Consider the following 17,901-nt stretch of genomic DNA (forward strand, 5'->3'; position numbering starts at 1 on the left):
ACCTCTTGTTATTACACAGAAACGCCTCGCTTTTATTCAAAGCGAGGCGTGAGTATAACGCAGTTGTTAAGGATTAAAGAGCGCCTTCAACCTTAGCCGCTTGATCAGCTGTTAGCCACGTTTTCCAAATGTCTGCGTGCTCGGTTAGGAAGTACTCAGCTGCGTACTCACCATCTGCTTGGTTCTCATCCATCCACGCTAGAAGGCTGTTAAGCTGTGGGTTTGTGAAAGAACGGTTAGCTAGGTACTCAGCTGCTGCTGGAGCGCGATTAGAGAACTCAGCAGTTGTGTATGTGTAGACAGGTGATTCAGGGTACATAGACGGTTTTGGATCCTGACAGTCTGCTTTGTAGATACAGTCGATGAAATGCTGCTCATCAACACCTGAACCGAAGTCCACTTTAACCATCTCGTACTTACCAAGAATCGCTGTTGGTGCCCAGTAGTAACCGAACCAACCTTGGCCGCGCTCGTATGCACGTGCAATCGAACCGTCTAGGCCTGCTGCAGAACCTGGATCAACCAGTTCAAAGTTAGCATCGGCTAGGTTAAGTGCTTTGTGAAGGTTGCCTGCAGTGATCTGACAGCCCCAACCAGAAGGACAGCCTACGAAACCTGCTTTTGAATCATCTTCTGGGTGTGGGAACAGTGCTGCGTTTGCTTTGATACCCTCGATTGTTGCAAGGCTTGGATCCTTCTCAACCATGTATTTAGGTACCCAGAAGCCCTCTTCACCGCCATCGCTGAAGACTTTGCCAGCAACCGATAGTTTGCCTTCTGCTACCGCTTTCTCTAGACCCTCTTTGAAAGAGTTAGTCCAAAGCTCAGGTGCGATGTCTGGCTGCTGTTTCTCAATCATTGACGTTGAAGTCGGAACGGTGTCGCCAGGAACAACTTCAGCGTTACAGCCAAATGCGTGCTCTAGGATGAAGCGGTCAACGTTGGCGATAAATGTTGCTGATGCCCAGTTCATGTCGGCAATCTGAACGTCACCACAAGACGCGTGTGAACCTGCAAATGCAGTTGAGCTAGCGGCTAGCAGTGATGCAGCAAGAATCTGTTTTTTCATGTGTCTGTTCCCATTCGTTTTCAGTTTCTTATCAGGCTATTAACCTGTCGTGATAAACATCCTAACAGGTCTAATCATTAGAGTTCAAATAATTATAGTTGTAATTATTTAAATAGTGATTGATGATGAAAAGAGGATGGGCTATAAATGCGCCCGCTCAGCACGTTGTTAATCGTGCAACTTATTTCAATGACAGGCTTTACATGACAGACATTCAGCAATCACAAGATGTACTCATTGCTCTGCGTAAGATTATTCGTGCGACGGATATTCAATCAAAGCGTATAGCGAAGAGCTGTGGCCTCACCATTCCGCAGGTCATGGTGTTGCGTGCGATTGGGGATCTAGGTGATGTGACTGTTAAGAAGCTATCTGAAAGCGTTTCTCTGAGTCAGGCGACGGTAACGACTATTTTAAATCGCCTAGAGCAACGTGGTTTAGCGGTGCGTGTTCGTTCAGTGACCGATAAGCGTAAAGTAAATGCGCGTCTGACCGAAGAGGGTGCCTCTACCCTTGGTTCCGTTCCACCACTACTGCATGAGCGTTTTGAAGAGCGCTTTTCTAAGTTATCTGAAGCGAAGCGATTCCAGGTCGTTAATACCCTGCAGGATCTTGCTCAGATGATGGATGCTGAGGCTATCGATGCTTCGCCGCTTCTCGATTTGGCGGCGACGGCGAATCAGTAGTCGAGCTGAAGCTTTATCTCTAACGATCCTGCGATTGATTCAATATTCTGGCTAACCCAGTTTGGGTCAATACAACCCCACTGATCAATTCGGTAGACGCCTTGGTTATTCAAAGCCCCCTCAGTCTGTTGAAATGAACACTCGATTGACAGATCATCCAGATCTTTAATGGCATCCTGCAGTGTCCGTCTTGGCATGCCCGTGAGTTTCTGTAGGTGGGTGAGGTTGCCTGGGTGCTGATCAATGCACCAAGCGATCAGCAGTTTGCGTTGGAAAGCTTTGGCCGCTTTGCTCTCTTTTAACACTGACATTAAATGTGAATCTCATGCTGGGTGGTCGATGCGTTGTTCTGCTCGTTGTGGCGATCGATACTGATTCTGTGGAAGTTAAACGGCCCGCCGGAGTTTCTTTCTTTAAAGAACAGACGAAGTGCGTTGCTGACCGTTGGGAAGGCGATCTCATCCCAGGGGATCTCATCTTCGCTAAACAGTGCGACCTCATTGGATTCTGACGTCGTTGAAAAGCTTGGGGTGCGCATCTTGGCTAGGAAGAATAGCTGCAGCTGATTCACATGCACAATGGAGGTATGAGTGTAGAGCGAGATAATATCGACTTCCGCTTCAGCCTCCTCCCAAGTCTCACGCATGGCACCCTGTTCAGTCGTCTCACCATTCTCCATAAAGCCTGCCGGTAGGGTCCAATAGTTTTTGCGTGGTTCGATGTTGCGACGACACATCAACACTTTGTCTTCCCAGATGGGTAGGCAGCCGGCGATGATTCTGGGGTTGGAGTAGAAGATCGTCTCGCAGTTGGGGCAGACGTGTCTGGGAAGGTGGTCACCCTCTGGAATGGTCCATTCAACTGGTGTGGCACACTCGCTGCAGAACTTCATCGAATCTCCTATCTTTTGCGTAGCTTTCTTCTATTCGGTGTATGATTAAACTAATGATTTCGAAAATAGAGCAAACCCTGACTCACTACAAGCCTTGGCAGCTATCTGACCACTATTCGTCTGATCAGCAGGCGGGTGTGATGATGCTAATCACCGATCTAGCGGTACCAGAGGTGATACTGACCTTGCGGCACAGCAGGCTGTCGAGTCATGCTGGTGAGGTGGCTTTTCCAGGCGGTCGCAGAGATCCTGAGGATCAGGATATTCTTGCTACGGCTTTGCGTGAGACCCATGAAGAGCTGGGTATTGAGCCTTCACAAGTTAGGCCCTTGGGCGCTTTAAGTGATGTGCTCTCTAAGCATCGCCTCAAAGTGGTTCCCTGGGTCGGTGTTGTGCCGCATACGGTGGTCGAGCAACCTAATCCCGATGAGATCGAAGCCGTTTTTCGAGTACCGTTGAGCTTCTTTATGGAGCCGGGCCGCGCGCGATTTGATCAGTTCATGGATCTATCCGGTAGGACTCGATATGCACCAGCATGGGATTATCAAGGCTATGAGATCTGGGGGCTAACCGCCTGGGTCATTGCCGAGCTATTAAACAGTGCCTTTGATGCACAGATTCAAACCAGACCGAGGCCAGAGCGAACTTAATGGATTCAGAAAAACCGATTCCCAATCCTTGCATGGGCGTGTGCGCTCTCGATGAGGACGATCTCTGTATTGCCTGTCGTCGTTCAGGTCTAGAGATCGCCTATTGGAGTACTTACTCCAACGAGAAGAAGCGTGAAGTCTGGGCGTTGATTCGAGAGCGGGAGGCTACTCCTCCGCGTCACTCTCGATCTCGAGACGCTGGACACGAACCGTCTTAATCAGGTTGTCACTGATTTGTAGCGTCTCTAAACGGTACTCATTCAGTTCGATACAGACGTTAGCATCGGGAATAGATTCAAGCTGTTCTGTGATTAGACCGTTTAGCGTTTTTGGTCCTTCGGTCGATAGCTCCCAATTCAGTGCTTTATTGATCTCACGAATATAAGCCGAGCCATCGATAAAGTAGCTGCCATCTTCCTGTTGGTGGATGTCTTCATGGATATCGGATTGATCGTTAGAGAGTTCGCCGACGATCTCTTCTAAGATATCTTCCAGGGTGACAATGCCTTGTACATCACCGTACTCATCAACGACGACGCCGATGCGGCGGCTCTCTTTCTGAAAGTTAAGGAGCTGTGTCTGCAGCGGTGTGCTCTCTGGAATGAAGTAGGCCTCATGAACCACCGCCATAATGGCCGGTTTGGTGACCTTGCCCTGTTGAATCAACTGGGCCAGATTGCGCATGTGCAGTACGCCGACGATCTGGTTGATGTCGCCACGGTAGACCGGAAGGCGGGTATGTTTGGTCTTAGAGAGCTGCTCAAGAATCTGGTCCATCTCATGGTCCAGATCGATGCCCTCTACCTCGTTGCGTGGAATGATGATGTCATTAACGGTCACTTCACCAAGCTCTAGAACTCCCAAAAGCATCGATTGATTCGATTGAGGGATCAGAGCGCCTGACTCGTTCACGATGGTGCGTAACTCTTCGGTGCTGAGGTTATGGGCATCTTCCCCGGTCGTCTTGATACCGAGTAGGCGGAAAATCCCATTGGTAATGAGGTTGACGGCAAACACTAAGGGGTAAAACACTTTAAGTAGCAGTACTAAAACATAGGAGGCCGGAAAAGCCACCTTCTCTGGATACATGGCTGCCAGTGTCTTAGGCGTCACTTCCGCAAAAATCAGCACGACCAGCGTCAAGGCACCGGTCGCAATGGCGATACCTGCATCGCCCCAAATTCGAACAGCAATGACGGTCGCGATGGCTGATGCGAGAATGTTGACGAAGTTATTGCCTATCAAAATCAGGCCGATCAGACGATCTGGGCGATCTAGTAGTTTGGCGGCTTTGCGTGCACCTAGGTGGTTATTCTTCGCTAAATGCTTCAAACGGTAGCGATTGAGCGACATCATGCCAGTTTCTGAACTAGAGAAAAATGCAGAACAGAGGATCAGAATAAACAGAAGAATTGAGAGCGAGCTTATCGACGCGTCTTCCAAGGGGAAATGCCTATATTGTTAACGGAAGCTCATTTTGTGTAGATGGGGCCTGGGTGTCAACCCAATTAAGCCCCAAGTATTAGCTCTAGAACGGCCTTTGAACCAAAGAAGCCGAGCATCAGCAGAACAAAGCCGCTGAGTGTCCAGCGTAGAGCAGTGCGGCTACGCCAACCAAACATCGCACGCCCTGTTAGCAGAATGGTGAAGATAACCCAGGCACCAAGGGATAGCAGCGTTTTGTGAGCGAGGTGTTGTGCAAACAGATCATCGGTGTAGACGTACCCCGTTATCAACGCCAACGTCAGCACTACCTGACCCGCAGTGATCAAATCAAACAGTAGGTTCTCCATCACCTGCAGTGGTGGCAGGGTGTTCAGTAGGCCTCTGGTCTTGTGGCTTTTCAGAGCATGCTCCTGCTTAGAGAGCAACAGAGCTTGTAGTGCCGCTAAGGTAAACAGGCTGTAGGAGATGATCGACAATAGAATGTGGCTCAGCAGTCCGGCGCTGTAGCTTGATTTGGTCCCTTCGCCGGGGAAAGCGTAAGCCAGAGCCAAAGTGATGGCGGCCATTGGAAAGACCCACATAAACAGATTGTCGAGTTTATGACGCAGGCTACCCAGCAGCAGAAGAACGACCACGGCGATCGAGATCATCGAGCCAGCAACAAAGAAGCTGAGGTTTAAGCCAAATCCGCCCGAAATGATCTCTAAGGTTGCGATCAGCTGAAAAATGACGGCGATGGAACCAAACGCCTGTATGCGGTTGCGTGGACCGCCTTGTTGAGTCGCGAACTGCTTCATTTGCCACTGGCTGGCAATCAGATAGAGGCCAATGGCGGCAAGGGTAAATAGCGATAGCATCCAAAACTCCGGACTGTGTAAACCTAATTTCACAAGTGTGGCACAAATTGCTGGGATGCGAAATATACAGTCAGCCTGTCCCTGCGCTATACTACGGCGCAAATTTGGCGGGATATCTCGATATCGAAACGACCCATTAGACCCGCACAATGAGGAATAGAATGTTTGCAAATCTTCAAGAACGCTTAACTGGCACGCTTCGCTCCGTTACAGGACGCGCGAAACTGACCGAAGACAATATCAAGGATACGCTGCGTGAAGTACGTATGGCGCTTCTTGAGGCTGATGTTGCTCTGCCGGTGGTTAAAGAGTTTGTAAACGCGGTTAAAGAGCGTGCTGTTGGACAGGAAGTTTCTAAAAGCCTAAGTCCTGGTCAGGTTTTCGTTAAGATCGTTAACGAAGAGTTGGTTCGCGTGATGGGTGAAGCGAACGAACAGCTCAACCTAGCGGCAACGCCACCTGCTGTGGTGATGATGGCGGGTCTGCAGGGTGCGGGTAAAACCACCTCGGTTGCAAAGCTGGCGCGTTTCCTCCGTGAGCGTGAAAAGAAGAAGGTATTGGTCGTATCGGCTGACGTCTACCGTCCAGCAGCGATTCGTCAGCTAGAGACGCTGGCCGGTGAGGTGGATGTCGAGTTCTTCCCGTCCACAATTGAGCAGAAGCCGATCGATATCGTTAATGGCGCGACGGCGCATGCAAAAATTCAACACCATGATGTAGTCATCGTCGATACCGCGGGTCGTCTAGCGGTTGATGATGCCATGATGGCTGAGATCAAAGAGCTGCATGCAGCGGTTAATCCGGTCGAGACGCTGTTCGTCGTTGACTCTATGACGGGTCAAGACGCTGCGAACACTGCAAAAGCCTTCAATGAAGTCTTGCCTCTTACTGGTGTGATTCTGACTAAGACCGATGGTGATGCCCGTGGCGGTGCGGCTCTGTCGGTACGCCACATTACTGGCAAGCCTATTAAGTTCCTAGGTGTTGGTGAGAAGGTCGATGCCCTTGAGCCTTTCCACCCTGATCGTGTTGCTTCGCGTATCTTGGGTATGGGTGATGTGCTCTCCTTGATTGAGGAAGCTGAGCGCAAGATTGATAAGGATAAAGCGGAAAAGCTGGCGAAGAAGGTCAGCAAAGGTAAGGGCTTTGATCTAGAAGACTTCCGTGATCAGATCAATCAGATGAACAACATGGGCGGCATGATGTCGATGATGGAGAAGATGCCGGGTATGGGGCAGATGATCCAGGCGGCACAAACGGCTCAGGCTGAGCAGGGCATGAAGAAGTTTGCCGTGATCATCGATTCGATGACGGCTAAAGAGCGTCGCAACCCAGATATTATCAGCGGCTCGCGTAAGCGCCGTATTGCGGCTGGTTCGGGTACCAACATCCAAGAGATCAATCGCCTGCTTAAACAGCACAAGCAGATGGCTAAGATGATGAAGAAGTTTGGTTCTAAATCGGGTATGGCGAAACTGGCGCGTGGCATGAAAGGGATGATGCCACCGGGTATGGGTGGTCCTGGTGGTTTCCCACGTATGTAATTGATCAAACTCTGATCAAAAAATAGCTTTTAATGGGCGCAGTATTCACGTAAAATCTGCGCCCTATTTAATTTGGCCTTCATCTGTCTGGGCAATTTGCTGGGATTGGTGAAGAAACAACAATGATGGGCGATCTCAAAACCCATCCGCGAAATAAAGGGGTCCTTAATGGTCACTATTCGTTTGTCCCGTGGTGGCGCTAAAAAGCGTCCGTTCTATCACATTCATGTCGCAGACTCTCGTTTTGCGCGTGACAGCCGCTTTATTGAGCGTGTTGGTTTCTTCAATCCTGTTGCTCGCGGCCAGGAAGAGCGTCTACGTCTTGATCTAGAGCGCGTAGAGTACTGGGTTAGCAAGGGCGCTCAAATGAGCGAACGTGTTAGCACACTGGTTAAAGAAGCACGTAAAGCTAAGTAATTGATTAAGGCCTGATAGCAGTGGCAGAGATTGCAGCAGAGGACTACGTAGTTCTTGGACGCTTCAACTCACCTTTCGGTGTACAGGGTTGGATTAAAGTCTACTCATACACTGATTCGATGGAGAATATCCTAAGCTATCGCCCCTGGTTGGTAAAACAGCAAGGCGAATGGGTACCGGTTAAGGTCACCAGCGCTAAAAAACAGGGTAAGGGTTTAATCGCAAAATTAGACTCTATAGATTCACCCGAAGCAGCCCGCCAATATTGTGAAGCGGAGATTGCAGTACCACGCTCGGTTCTACCAGTGTTGGATGACGGTGAGTACTACTGGAGTCAATTAGAGACATTATTGGTTTATACCGAATCCGGCGAATTGTTGGGTCGGGTAGATCACCTAATAGAGACCGGCGCAAATGATGTGTTGGTTGTTAAAGGTACAGACGAGAGCGTTGATCGTGAGACACGATTGATCCCATATGTACCGGATCAGGTGATCAAACAAATTGATTTAAACGCTGGAACAATGCGGGTCGATTGGGACCCAGAGTTCTAAGTTGTGTGGTTTGGGATCGTATCGCTGTTCCCTGAAATGCTTGAGGCGGTTAGCCGTTTTGGTGTTACAGGCAGAGCAGTTAAAAACGGACTGATCCAAGTCGAGAGTTGGAATCCAAGAGATTTTACTCACGACAAACATCGCACCGTCGATGATCGCCCCTTTGGTGGTGGTCCTGGGATGTTGATGAAGGTTCAGCCATTGAGAGATGCGATAGCGGCGGCGAAAGCGGCAGCACCCAGTCAGGCTAAAGTGATCTATCTGTCGCCACAAGGCAGACGCTTAGATCAACAAGGTGTGACAGAACTGGCCACGGCAGAGAGTTTGATCTTTGTCTGCGGTCGCTACGAAGGGGTTGATGAACGCCTGATCGAAGCGGAAGTGGATGAAGAGTGGTCACTCGGTGATTTTGTCCTGAGTGGTGGTGAGCTCCCAGCCATGGTGATGGTCGATGCGATATCAAGAATGGTGCCTGGTGTACTGGGTGACCAAGCCTCTGCTGAAGAGGACTCCTTCTCGGAAGGATTGCTTGATTGTCCACACTACACACGACCAGAACAGTTAGATGGCGTTGGCGTACCGTCGGTATTGATGAGTGGAAATCACGCAGAGATACGTAAATGGCGCCTAAAACAGCAGTTAGGAAGGACCTATGAGCGTCGCCCTGATCTGCTAGAGAAGATCGATTTGGACCCAGAACAGCAAACGTTGTTAAACGAATACATCGGCGAGACTAAAAAGTAGTCCGCAGTTGAAAAGTTAGGAGCGAGCGATGAGCAGCAAAAACTTAATCATTCAGCAGATCGAAGCTGAACAAACTGGTAAAGAAGTACCGAACTTCGGCCCAGGTGACACTGTAGTAGTTCAAGTACGTGTAGTAGAGGGCAACCGTAGCCGTCTACAGGCGTTCGAAGGTGTAGTTCTAGGTAAGCGTAACCGCGGCCTAAACTCTGCTTTCACTGTACGTAAAATCTCTCACGGTGTGGGTGTAGAGCGTACTTTCCAGACCTACAGCCCAGCGGTTGAAGCGATCGAAGTTAAGCGTCGTGGTGACGTTCGTCAGGCGAAACTTTACTACCTACGTGAGCGTAGCGGTAAGTCTGCACGTATCAAAGAGAAGCTTAACTAAGTTAATTTTATTAACTGAGTTGATCTCGATTAAAAAAGGCGACCATGGGTCGCCTTTTTTATTGCTCAAATTTCTCCTATTTCTAATAGTGGTCTAGTATGAAGTGATGACTGTTGGGGGGAATCCTTTGCGTTGGTTTAAAACCGTTCTACTGTTATTGATAGCGACGCTACTGGTCGGTGGGGGCGGTTATGCCTATGTCTATTACAAAGCTAAAGCCTATATCGATGATACGTTGACGGTTCTGCTGCCTGGCTATCGTGTGCACTATGAGCAGTTGGTTCTGGATCCACGCGGTGAAGTCCGAATTGAGTCGCTGCAGGCGGCTCCTTTCGGTTATGAGTCTGCCATTAAAGTGGCCAATATCAGTATTCGAGCGGACGCGCCGCTCTTCTTCTTGCAACCCTCTCCTGTCAGCAGTGCTTCTGACTGGCCCAGTTTCTTGGCCATCAAAATCGATAAGTTAAGAATGGATCTGGCATCCGACTTTATGGAGACGGCCCTTGCGAATCAGAGTGCTGCTGCGAGCAAAGGGTTAGTTAACATCGCCGCTCTGGGTTGTGGCGATGTGCGTGAATTCTCTCTGCCTGTGTTACGAGATATGGGATACCTCGAAATTCAGGCGGATCTTAACATTCGCTTAGACCCAGATAACGATAATGGACGTCTAGTCTTGGGTAGTCAGATTCAGCTGTTGGGGATCGCCTCGCAACGATTGGTGTTGGAGGTTAGTTTTACACCTGGATACCTTGCACCACAGACCTTGTTGGCGGCCAGTCCGCGAGTCCAGCGTTTTCAGTTTGCCTACCAAGACCTTGGATTTAATGCTCGCCGCGATACCTACTGTGCTGAACAGACTGATGTAACCGAGGCGGAGTACCGCTTGGTGCATGCCGATCTGTTAAAAGCTCAGGCTACACAGTTGGGTATGCAGGTACCAGAGCGGCTTTGGAATGCCTATGAGCAGGCTATTGCTCCGGGCTCAAGTGTTGATTTGGGCATCTCACCCGCAGGCGGTATGGGCAGTGAGCTGTTCGTATTGATGAACGCCCCCCACGTCTTAGCTGAACGCTTGAATCCCTCTTTGCGCATCAACTCGGTGGGGCTTGATTTAGCGGGATTGGATTGGGAGTCCCTGTTGCCAGATGCGGAGCAGGCTGAACAGTTAACCCCTCAGGAGGAGGGATTGGTCAATGTTGAGCAGCTCAAGGAGAAGATTCTCTCCAGTCGCGAAGTGCAAAAGCTTGAGGATTCTAAGCAGTTCTATCCTGCTAGCTTTGATGAGCTGGATGACTATCTACAGTATCAGATTCGTCTCTACACCCACTTCGGGCGCTTTATTGAGGGGCGTTTGATCGAGGTGGCAGACAATAAGTTAGTTCTACTAAGAAGGGTCGATCAAGGGTATGCTTCCTACTCTGTTGATCGTAACTTTTTAGAAACTATTGAGGTCTACCGTTAGTGCCGGATGCACGTTTTACTGCGCAAAGCCCTGACTCCAAAGATGCCGCGTTAATCAAAGAGTTCATTCAAGGCTTGTGGATGGAGCGTGGCTTAAGTGACAACACGCAGAGCTCCTATCGACGCGATCTGAATCAGTTTGCCTGTTGGTTGAATCAGCAGGGTAAATCACTGATGGCTGTTACGCAGTCCGATTTACAGCACTATCTTGCCTGGCGCCTGTCTGAAGCGTTTAAAGCCAGCTCGACTGCTCGACAACTCTCCTGTATCCGTGGATTTTATCGCTACCTATTGCGCGAAAGTGTTATCGACGTTGACCCTACGTTGAATATCTCCAATCCAAAGCGCGGGCGCGCGTTGCCAAAGTCCATTTCCGAAGCAGAAGTGGATGCGCTGCTTGAGGCGCCGGATGTTGAAGATTCACTGGGGTTGCGAGATCGAGCTATGTTGGAGCTGTTGTACGGATCCGGGTTGCGTATCTCTGAGTTGATTGGGCTTGAGGTGGGTCAAATTGACCTGAGGGCTGGGCTATTACAGGTTGTCGGTAAGGGTGATAAAGAGCGACTGGTCCCTGTTGGCGAGGCGGCCATTGATTGGTTGAAACGCTATCAATCAGCTGCACGGCCACTGTTGATGGGTGCTACCAACCCTGAAGCGCTCTTCTTGAGTCGTCGAGGACAGCAGATGACCCGACAGACCTTTTGGCATCGTATTAAATTTTGGGCCCAGCAGGCGGGCGTTAAATCAGAACTATCGCCCCATACGCTTAGACATGCGTTTGCAACACACTTGTTGAATCATGGGGCGGATCTTCGTGCCGTGCAGATGCTATTGGGGCATGCCAATTTATCGACCACCCAGATCTATACGCAAATTGCCACGCATCGCTTAGAGCAGTTGCACAAGCAGTTTCATCCGCGGGGTTAAACTGGCACACTGGGCGCAATTTTTAAGGAGTTAAGATGAAAACCTTGTTCGTACTGTTGTTGTCCCTTGTGACTTTGCCGGCTCTGGCAAATACAGAGACCCTGATTGAAGAGAAGCTGAAAGCGGTTGATCCTTCGATTCCTATTACGCTGATTGAGCCGTCCGATATGACCGGTTTTTATGAGGTGCTACTCGGTTCTGGTGAGGTGCTCTACGTCAGTGAAGATGCGCAGTTTATTCTGTCGGGCAAGGCGTATCAGATCACACAAGAGAACCGTCTGATCAATCTTACCGAGAAGCGCTTAAGTGGGATGCGTTTAGATGCCATGCAGCAGGTGGCTGATAGCGATATGGTTATTTTCCCAGCTAAAGGTGAGAAGAGAACTCGACTTTATGTCTTCACCGATATCGATTGCCCCTACTGTCAGAAGCTGCACGAAGAGGTGGATGCTCTGAACGAAGCGGGTGTCGAAGTCGCTTACTTAGCCTTTCCTCGCTCTGGTCCTGGCGGTGCTACTGCGTCACGTATGGATCAGATCTGGTGTGCCGATGACCGCTTAGCAGCAATGGAGTCAGCGCTAGATGGTGGCTCTGTTAAAGCGGATGGCTGCCAAACACCCGTGCTTGAACAGCTGGCGCTGGGTCAAAAGCTAGGGGTTACCGGCACCCCTGCGATGATTACCGAGACGGGTGATCTATTACCGGGTTACATGCCAGCCGAGCGTCTGCTGCCGGTGTTGGGGATTAAGTAATCTCTGGAAAATGCTGGTAGGGTCGTGACAGGCTGAAAGCCAGTCACGTTTCTCTGTAGTTAGGTTGAAGCACTGGTGTCAGGCTTCAGCCTGACATCCGCCCTCTAATTACGCTTTTTATCAGTAAAACCTCCCTAATACCCATAGTTCAAACACCCTTTTTTAGCTATAATATGCCCCATTTTTTAACGCTCTGGGTCGGGTGAACCGCTCGAGCTCACTTCGAATGAGGTAAGGTTGTGAAGCCGGTAAAAGTTGGCATCTGTGGAATGGGTACTGTCGGTGGCGGTACGTTCGATGTTCTTAATCGCAATGCGTCTGAGATTGCACGTCGTGCGGGTCGTCGAATTCAGATTGAACAGGTCGCTATGCGTCGCCCTAACCCTGCGTTTGATACGACAGGAATCCACGTTACATCGGACATTTTCGAGATCGCAACCAACCCTGAGATCGATATCGTCATTGAGCTGATCGGCGGTTACGAGACAGCCTTTGATCTCGTGATGACGGCCATTCAAAACGGTAAACACGTCGTCACTGCGAACAAGGCGTTGATTGCGGTGCATGGCAACGAAATTTTTGCGGCTGCGCAAGAGAAGAATGTGATGGTCGCGTTTGAGGCCTCAGTTGCTGGTGGTATCCCAATCATCAAAGCGATTCGCGAAGGTCTATCAGCGAACAAGATCGACTGGTTGGCTGGCATCATTAACGGTACCGGTAACTTCATTCTGACCGAAATGCGTGACAAAGGTCGTGCCTTTGAAGATGTATTGGCGGAAGCCCAAGCCTTGGGTTACGCAGAAGCGGACCCTACCTTTGATGTCGAAGGCATCGACGCAGCGCACAAGCTGACCATTCTTGCCTCGATCGCGTTTGGTATCCCACTGCAGTTCGAAAAAGCCTACACCGAAGGGATCAGCAAGATCACTTCACAGGATGTGAACTACGCTGAAGAGCTAGGCTATCGTATCAAACACCTAGGCATTAGCCGCCGCACAGCGAAGGGCATTGAACTGCGTGTTCACCCAACGATGATTCCAGAGAAAGCGTTACTGGCCAATGTTGATGGTGTCATGAACGCCGTCCTTGTGGATGGTGATGCGGTTGGTCAAACCCTCTACTATGGTGCGGGTGCTGGTGCTGAGCCAACGGCTTCGGCTGTGGTTGCCGATGTGGTGGATGTGGTTCGTACACTCACGGCTGATCGTGACAACCGAGTTCCCCACTTGGCTTTCCAGCCTAGCGAGCTTTCAGATGCTGAAGTGCTTCCTGTTGAACAGGTTGAGAGTGCTTACTACCTTCGCTTGCAAGCCGTTGAACGCCCAGGCGTGATGGCTCACATTACCCGCATCCTCGGTGAAAAAGGGATCAATATTGAAGCCGTGATTCAGAAACCGATCCGTGAATCACAGGTGCCTGTCATTCTGCTGACTCAACGAGTGGTTGAATCGACAATGAACGAAGCGCTTCGCGAGATCGAAGCACTGCCAGACGTTGTGGGTGAAGTGACCCGCATCCGTGTTGAACAACTGGCTGATTAAGAGGAATTTTCGATGCGTTATATTTCGACTCGTGGTGATGCGCCCGCACTCAATTTTGCGGATGTGCTATTAGCTGGTTTGGCGTCTGATGGGGGTCTCTATGTACCTGAGACTCTACCGACTTTCTCGAAAGAGGAGATCGCAAGCTGGGCAGGCCTTAGCTATGCGGATCTTGCCTTCAAAGTGATCAAGCCGTTCGTTGAAGAGTGCATTAGCGACGGGGATCTTAAATCGATGATCGATGAGACCTACGCTGTCTTTAAACACGATGCCGTAGCACCTTTGGTTCAGATCGATAGCAACGAGTTCGTTCTTGAGCTGTTCCATGGTCCTACCTTGGCATTCAAAGACTTCGCACTGCAGTTGCTCGGTCGTTTGATGGATCATGTGCTGAAACAGCGCAATGAACGCCTGGTGATTATGGGTGCTACCTCAGGTGACACGGGTTCTGCAGCGATCGAAGGCTGTCGTCACTCTGATCACTTGGATATCTTCATTCTTCACCCTTACAACCGTGTCTCTGAAGTACAGCGTCGTCAGATGACGACCGTATTGGAAGACAATGTCTTCAATATCGCCTTGGAAGGTAACTTTGATGACTGTCAGGAGATGGTGAAAGACAGTTTTGCTGATCAGAGCTTCCTAAACGGTATGAAGCTGGGTGCAGTGAACTCAATCAACTGGGCTCGTATCATGGCTCAGATCGTCTACTACTTCTCAGCCTCGCTGACCTTGGGTGGCCCTCATCGTCCAGTCTCTTTCTCGGTTCCAACGGGTAACTTCGGTGATATTTTTGCCGGCTACCTCGCTAAACAGATGGGTCTGCCGATCGATCAGTTGGTGGTAGCGACTAACCGTAATGACATTCTTCACCGCGTCATCAGCGGTAACGATATGTCTAAAGGTCAGCTTGAGCATACTCTGTCGCCATCGATGGATATTATGGTCTCGTCGAACTTTGAGCGTCTTCTATTTGATGTTTATGGTCGTGACGGTAAAGCCGTTGCTGATCTGATGGCGCGCTTTAAGAGAGAGTCTGTTCATCTTGGTGATGGTGAGTGGGATAAGGTTCGCGAGCTGTTTAACAGCTACGCCGTTGATGATGAGACAACCTGTCAGGTTATTGCTGATGTCTACGAGTCGACTGAGTACCTACTGGATCCGCACACAGCGATTGGTGTTAAAGCAGCACGCGAATGTCGTCGTGATATGAGTGTACCGATGGTCACTCTGGCCACCGCGCACCCGGTTAAGTTCCCAGATCCTGTTGTGAAAGCAGGTCTTGAATCGCCTAGCTTGCCGGCTCATATGAGCGATCTGTTTGAACGAGAAGAGCGTCTGTCGGTGCTGGATAACGATCTGGCCACAGTACAACAGTTTGTGGCGACTCACTCGCACAAGAGCTAAATGAATCGCCCCTCCTTTGAGGGGCGTTTTTTTGTATGGACAGTTTCTTCTCGCTCTCAAAGCTTTTCTGGTTCCTCGCTGCACCTGACCATCTTTTGGTCTGGTTGATGCTGCTTGGCCTTTTTTTACTTTGGTTAGGTAAGCGCCGCTTAGCTAGCTGGCTGCTATCTATTGATCTACTGCTGTTGATGGCGATTTTATTGATGCCCTTGGGAGATGCGGTTTTGTACCCTTTGGAGTCACGTTTTAAGCAACCGGATCTGAATCAGATTGAGCCCGCCGGGATCGTGATTTTGGGCGGCGGTGAAAACCCTGAGCTCTCTTCGGTTTGGCAACAGTCCCAGTTCAATGCCGCTGCTGAGCGGGTGATGGTGATTCCAGCCTTGGCTAAGCGTTTTCCTGAAGCGAAAATCATCTTTACCGGTGGCAGTGGGTCCGTTCTCCGTCAATCGTTCAAAGGGGCGGATGGTGTGGCCGATTATCTGGGGCAAATAGGTCTTGCGGATAGGGTCCTTTTGGAGAACCAGTCCCGAAACACCTATGAAAATGCGCTATTGTCGGCAAAATTGTTGGGTGCTGTGCCTGATAAGCCGTGGTTGTTGGTGACCTCGGCTTTTCATATGCCGCGCTCTGTAGGTATCTTTGAGAAACAGGGTTGGCAGGTCATTCCCTACCCAGTGGATTACTACACGACGACTACAACAGGCTTTAAGTTGGATCCAAGGCTGTGGCGTAACATGCGAGACCTTCACACCGGTTTGCGCGAATGGATAGGCCTGGTTGTCTACTACCTAACCGATAAAACTGATCAGCTTTTGCCAGGTGAGTCTTGAGCGAAGCGATGATTATTGAGCGCCCAATAGGCGCTGTATCTTCCTCACTTGCCTCTTTGCATCCGGTGATTGCGCGTATCTACGCCGGGCGCGGCGTGTCTGAGCTCAGTGAGCTTGAAAAGGGGTTGGAGACCCTGCTCCCCGATGGTGCCATGTTAGGCATTGATGCCGGGGTGGCAAGGCTTGTCACTGCGCTTCGGCAACAGGAGTCGATCCTGATTGTTGGCGACTTCGATTGTGATGGTGCGACCAGTACGACGACAGCGTTACTGGCTCTGCGTGCGTTTGGTTTTAATCAGGTCGACTATCTCGTTCCGAATCGATTCGAATACGGCTATGGCCTGTCTCCGGAAATTGTTGAGGTTGCTCAGCAGAAGCAGCCCGATCTGATCATTACCGTTGATAATGGTATCTCCAGTATCGAAGGTGTTGATCGAGCCAATATGCTAGGGATCGATGTGATCGTGACAGATCACCACCTGCCGGGCTCGGTATTGCCCAAGGCTGTGGCAATTATTAATCCCAATCAGGCCGGCTGTCAGTTCATGGCGAAATCGACCTGTGGTGCCGGAGTCATCTTCTATCTTTTAATCGCACTTCGTCGTCAGCTGCAGCAGCTTGGTTGGTTTGAGAAGAGCGGAGTTAAGGCTCCGAATTTGGCTAACTATCTTGATCTTATTGCTTTGGGTACGGTGGCCGATGTAGTGCCTCTGGAGCGGAATAACCGCACCTTAGTGCATCAAGGGTTGGCCCGTATCCGTGCCGGCAGAGCGCGTCCGGGCCTCCTTGCGCTTTTAGAGGTTGCTGGGCGTGATAATCAACGCATTAGTAGCTCTGATTTGGGGTTTGCCGTTGCACCACGTCTTAATGCGGCAGGTCGTTTGGATGACATCAGCTTGGGTATTGAGTGTCTACTAGAGGAGGATCCACAACGTGCCCGTGAATACGCTGAACAGCTGGATGCCTTAAACCGCGAGCGACGCTCTATTGAGTCTGAAATGCAGGCTCAAGCGATGGCCCATTTAGAGTCGTTGGATCTTTTGGAGGCGGAACGCCCAGCCGGCATAGCGCTCTTTAACGAGCAGTGGCACCAAGGCGTTATTGGTATTCTTGCCTCTCGCGTTAAAGAGAAACTGCATCGACCGGTGATCGTGTTTGCGCCGGGTGATGAGGGTGAGATTAAAGGATCGGCTCGTTCCATTGAGGGGTTCCATATACGCGATGGATTGGATCGTATAGCGACCGAACATCCTGGCTTAATTTCAAAGTTTGGTGGTCATGCGATGGCAGCCGGTTTGACCATTTCTAAAGCGGATCTAGCCCGTTTCGAGACTGCTTTTGCGGCTGAAGTGACTCGTCAGACACGCAAAGAGGATCTGGATCGAGTGATCGAGACAGATGGTGAGTTGGCACCTAATCAATTCACCATGGAGTTGGCTCAGATGATTCAAGAAGCGGGCCCCTGGGGGCACCAATTCCCAGAGCCGAGCTTCCATGGTGAGTTTCGACTGTTGCAGCAGCGTATCGTCGGTCAAAAACATCTGAAAATGGTACTGCAAGAGCCGACAACAGGCTTGGCACTGGATGCAATCGCCTTTAATGTAGAGTCTGATATTTGGCCGAATGCGTCGATCAATCGTGTGCGTGCCGTCTACCGATTGGATATCAATGAATTTCGTGGGCAGCGCAGCTTACAGCTAATGGTGGAGTGGCTTAAGCCACTCTAGCCCGATAAT

At 50.2% G+C, this 17,901-nt stretch carries 20 protein-coding genes; 15 read left to right on the forward strand and 5 right to left on the reverse strand.

Going from position 1 to position 17,901, the window contains the following annotated elements; genetic code table 11:
* Window positions 1-73: 73 nt before the first annotated feature.
* Window positions 74-1,069 (reverse strand): ABC transporter substrate-binding protein, encoded by a 996-nt coding sequence (locus XMG59_RS07465; RefSeq protein ID WP_173482988.1) that lies wholly within the window; start codon window positions 1,067-1,069, stop codon window positions 74-76.
* Between the two features lie 203 nt (window positions 1,070-1,272).
* Between XMG59_RS07465 and XMG59_RS07470 the strand changes: the two genes are divergently transcribed.
* Window positions 1,273-1,755: a MarR family winged helix-turn-helix transcriptional regulator gene (locus tag XMG59_RS07470; RefSeq protein WP_173498463.1), complete on the forward strand. Its 483-nt coding sequence runs from the start codon at window positions 1,273-1,275 to the stop codon at window positions 1,753-1,755.
* On the opposite strand, the gene XMG59_RS07475 is transcribed toward XMG59_RS07470, so the two are convergent.
* Both XMG59_RS07475 and XMG59_RS07480 read right to left on the reverse strand, forming a co-directional pair.
* A complete protein-coding gene (locus XMG59_RS07475; protein WP_173498464.1) occupies window positions 1,749-2,066 on the reverse strand; it encodes a helix-turn-helix domain-containing protein in 318 nt (105 codons plus the stop codon). The two genes, XMG59_RS07470 and XMG59_RS07475, sit on opposite strands and share 7 nt — an antisense overlap.
* Complete coding sequence (locus tag XMG59_RS07480) at window positions 2,066-2,647, reverse strand: NUDIX hydrolase (RefSeq protein ID WP_173498465.1); 582 nt, start codon at window positions 2,645-2,647, stop codon at window positions 2,066-2,068. Before XMG59_RS07480 ends, XMG59_RS07475 begins: the two co-directional genes overlap by 1 nt.
* A 53-nt stretch (window positions 2,648-2,700) precedes the next feature.
* On the opposite strand from XMG59_RS07480, the gene XMG59_RS07485 reads away from it, so the two are divergent.
* Both XMG59_RS07485 and XMG59_RS07490 read left to right on the forward strand, forming a co-directional pair.
* Entirely contained in the window at window positions 2,701-3,297 is a 597-nt protein-coding gene (locus XMG59_RS07485; protein ID WP_173498466.1) for a CoA pyrophosphatase, read from the forward strand.
* On the forward strand, window positions 3,297-3,515 hold the full coding sequence (locus tag XMG59_RS07490) for a DUF1289 domain-containing protein (protein WP_173480210.1): 219 nt from the start codon (window positions 3,297-3,299) through the stop codon (window positions 3,513-3,515). Before XMG59_RS07485 ends, XMG59_RS07490 begins: the two co-directional genes overlap by 1 nt.
* Here the strand turns inward: XMG59_RS07490 and XMG59_RS07495 are convergent.
* Both XMG59_RS07495 and XMG59_RS07500 read right to left on the reverse strand, forming a co-directional pair.
* Complete coding sequence (locus tag XMG59_RS07495; RefSeq protein WP_173498467.1) at window positions 3,463-4,740, reverse strand: HlyC/CorC family transporter; 1,278 nt, start codon at window positions 4,738-4,740, stop codon at window positions 3,463-3,465. The genes XMG59_RS07490 and XMG59_RS07495 overlap by 53 nt on opposite strands.
* Before the next feature lie 65 nt (window positions 4,741-4,805).
* Window positions 4,806-5,600 carry an inner membrane protein YpjD gene (locus tag XMG59_RS07500; RefSeq protein WP_173498468.1) on the reverse strand — a complete coding sequence of 265 codons (795 nt, stop codon included), beginning with the start codon at window positions 5,598-5,600 and terminating at the stop codon, window positions 4,806-4,808.
* Between the two features lie 161 nt (window positions 5,601-5,761).
* Here XMG59_RS07500 and ffh point away from each other — a divergent pair, with 161 nt between their 5' ends.
* The 12 genes from ffh to recJ all read left to right on the forward strand — a co-directional run bounded on the left by ffh (window position 5,762) and on the right by recJ (window position 17,892).
* Window positions 5,762-7,144, forward strand: a complete 1,383-nt coding sequence (gene ffh, locus XMG59_RS07505) for a signal recognition particle protein (RefSeq protein ID WP_173482986.1) — start codon at window positions 5,762-5,764, stop codon at window positions 7,142-7,144.
* 168 nt (window positions 7,145-7,312) lie between these two features.
* Window positions 7,313-7,561, forward strand: coding sequence for a 30S ribosomal protein S16 (rpsP, locus tag XMG59_RS07510; protein WP_173480214.1), 249 nt, complete (start codon window positions 7,313-7,315; stop codon window positions 7,559-7,561).
* 20 nt (window positions 7,562-7,581) lie between these two features.
* Complete coding sequence (gene rimM, locus XMG59_RS07515; protein WP_173480215.1) at window positions 7,582-8,115, forward strand: ribosome maturation factor RimM; 534 nt, start codon at window positions 7,582-7,584, stop codon at window positions 8,113-8,115.
* Window positions 8,116-8,118: 3 nt separating this feature from the next.
* Window positions 8,119-8,859, forward strand: a complete 741-nt coding sequence (gene trmD / locus XMG59_RS07520) for a tRNA (guanosine(37)-N1)-methyltransferase TrmD (RefSeq protein WP_173480216.1) — start codon at window positions 8,119-8,121, stop codon at window positions 8,857-8,859.
* Window positions 8,860-8,887: 28 nt separating this feature from the next.
* Window positions 8,888-9,244, forward strand: coding sequence for a 50S ribosomal protein L19 (gene rplS, locus XMG59_RS07525; protein ID WP_173480217.1), 357 nt, complete (start codon window positions 8,888-8,890; stop codon window positions 9,242-9,244).
* A gap of 127 nt (window positions 9,245-9,371) precedes the next feature.
* A complete protein-coding gene (locus XMG59_RS07530) occupies window positions 9,372-10,706 on the forward strand; it encodes a hypothetical protein (protein ID WP_173489034.1) in 1,335 nt (444 codons plus the stop codon).
* Window positions 10,706-11,632: a site-specific tyrosine recombinase XerD gene (gene xerD, locus XMG59_RS07535; RefSeq protein WP_371731422.1), complete on the forward strand. Its 927-nt coding sequence runs from the start codon at window positions 10,706-10,708 to the stop codon at window positions 11,630-11,632. Before XMG59_RS07530 ends, xerD begins: the two co-directional genes overlap by 1 nt.
* 35 nt (window positions 11,633-11,667) lie before the next feature.
* A complete protein-coding gene (locus XMG59_RS07540) occupies window positions 11,668-12,384 on the forward strand; it encodes a DsbC family protein (protein ID WP_173480219.1) in 717 nt (238 codons plus the stop codon).
* 239 nt (window positions 12,385-12,623) lie between these two features.
* Window positions 12,624-13,925 carry a homoserine dehydrogenase gene (locus XMG59_RS07545; RefSeq protein ID WP_173480220.1) on the forward strand — a complete coding sequence of 434 codons (1,302 nt, stop codon included), beginning with the start codon at window positions 12,624-12,626 and terminating at the stop codon, window positions 13,923-13,925.
* Between the two features lie 12 nt (window positions 13,926-13,937).
* Window positions 13,938-15,332 carry a threonine synthase gene (gene thrC / locus XMG59_RS07550; RefSeq protein ID WP_173480221.1) on the forward strand — a complete coding sequence of 465 codons (1,395 nt, stop codon included), beginning with the start codon at window positions 13,938-13,940 and terminating at the stop codon, window positions 15,330-15,332.
* Between the two features lie 35 nt (window positions 15,333-15,367).
* Window positions 15,368-16,165: a YdcF family protein gene (locus tag XMG59_RS07555; protein WP_173498469.1), complete on the forward strand. Its 798-nt coding sequence runs from the start codon at window positions 15,368-15,370 to the stop codon at window positions 16,163-16,165.
* The gene (gene recJ / locus XMG59_RS07560) at window positions 16,162-17,892 is read left to right on the forward strand and encodes a single-stranded-DNA-specific exonuclease RecJ (protein ID WP_371731421.1); all 1,731 of its coding nucleotides are present in this window, start codon (window positions 16,162-16,164) and stop codon (window positions 17,890-17,892) included. Before XMG59_RS07555 ends, recJ begins: the two co-directional genes overlap by 4 nt.
* Window positions 17,893-17,901: the final 9 nt, after the last annotated feature.

Origin of the sequence: Marinobacterium sp. xm-g-59 (assembly GCF_013283315.1) — a bacterium.
Classification (GTDB): domain Bacteria; phylum Pseudomonadota; class Gammaproteobacteria; order Pseudomonadales; family Balneatricaceae; genus Marinobacterium_E.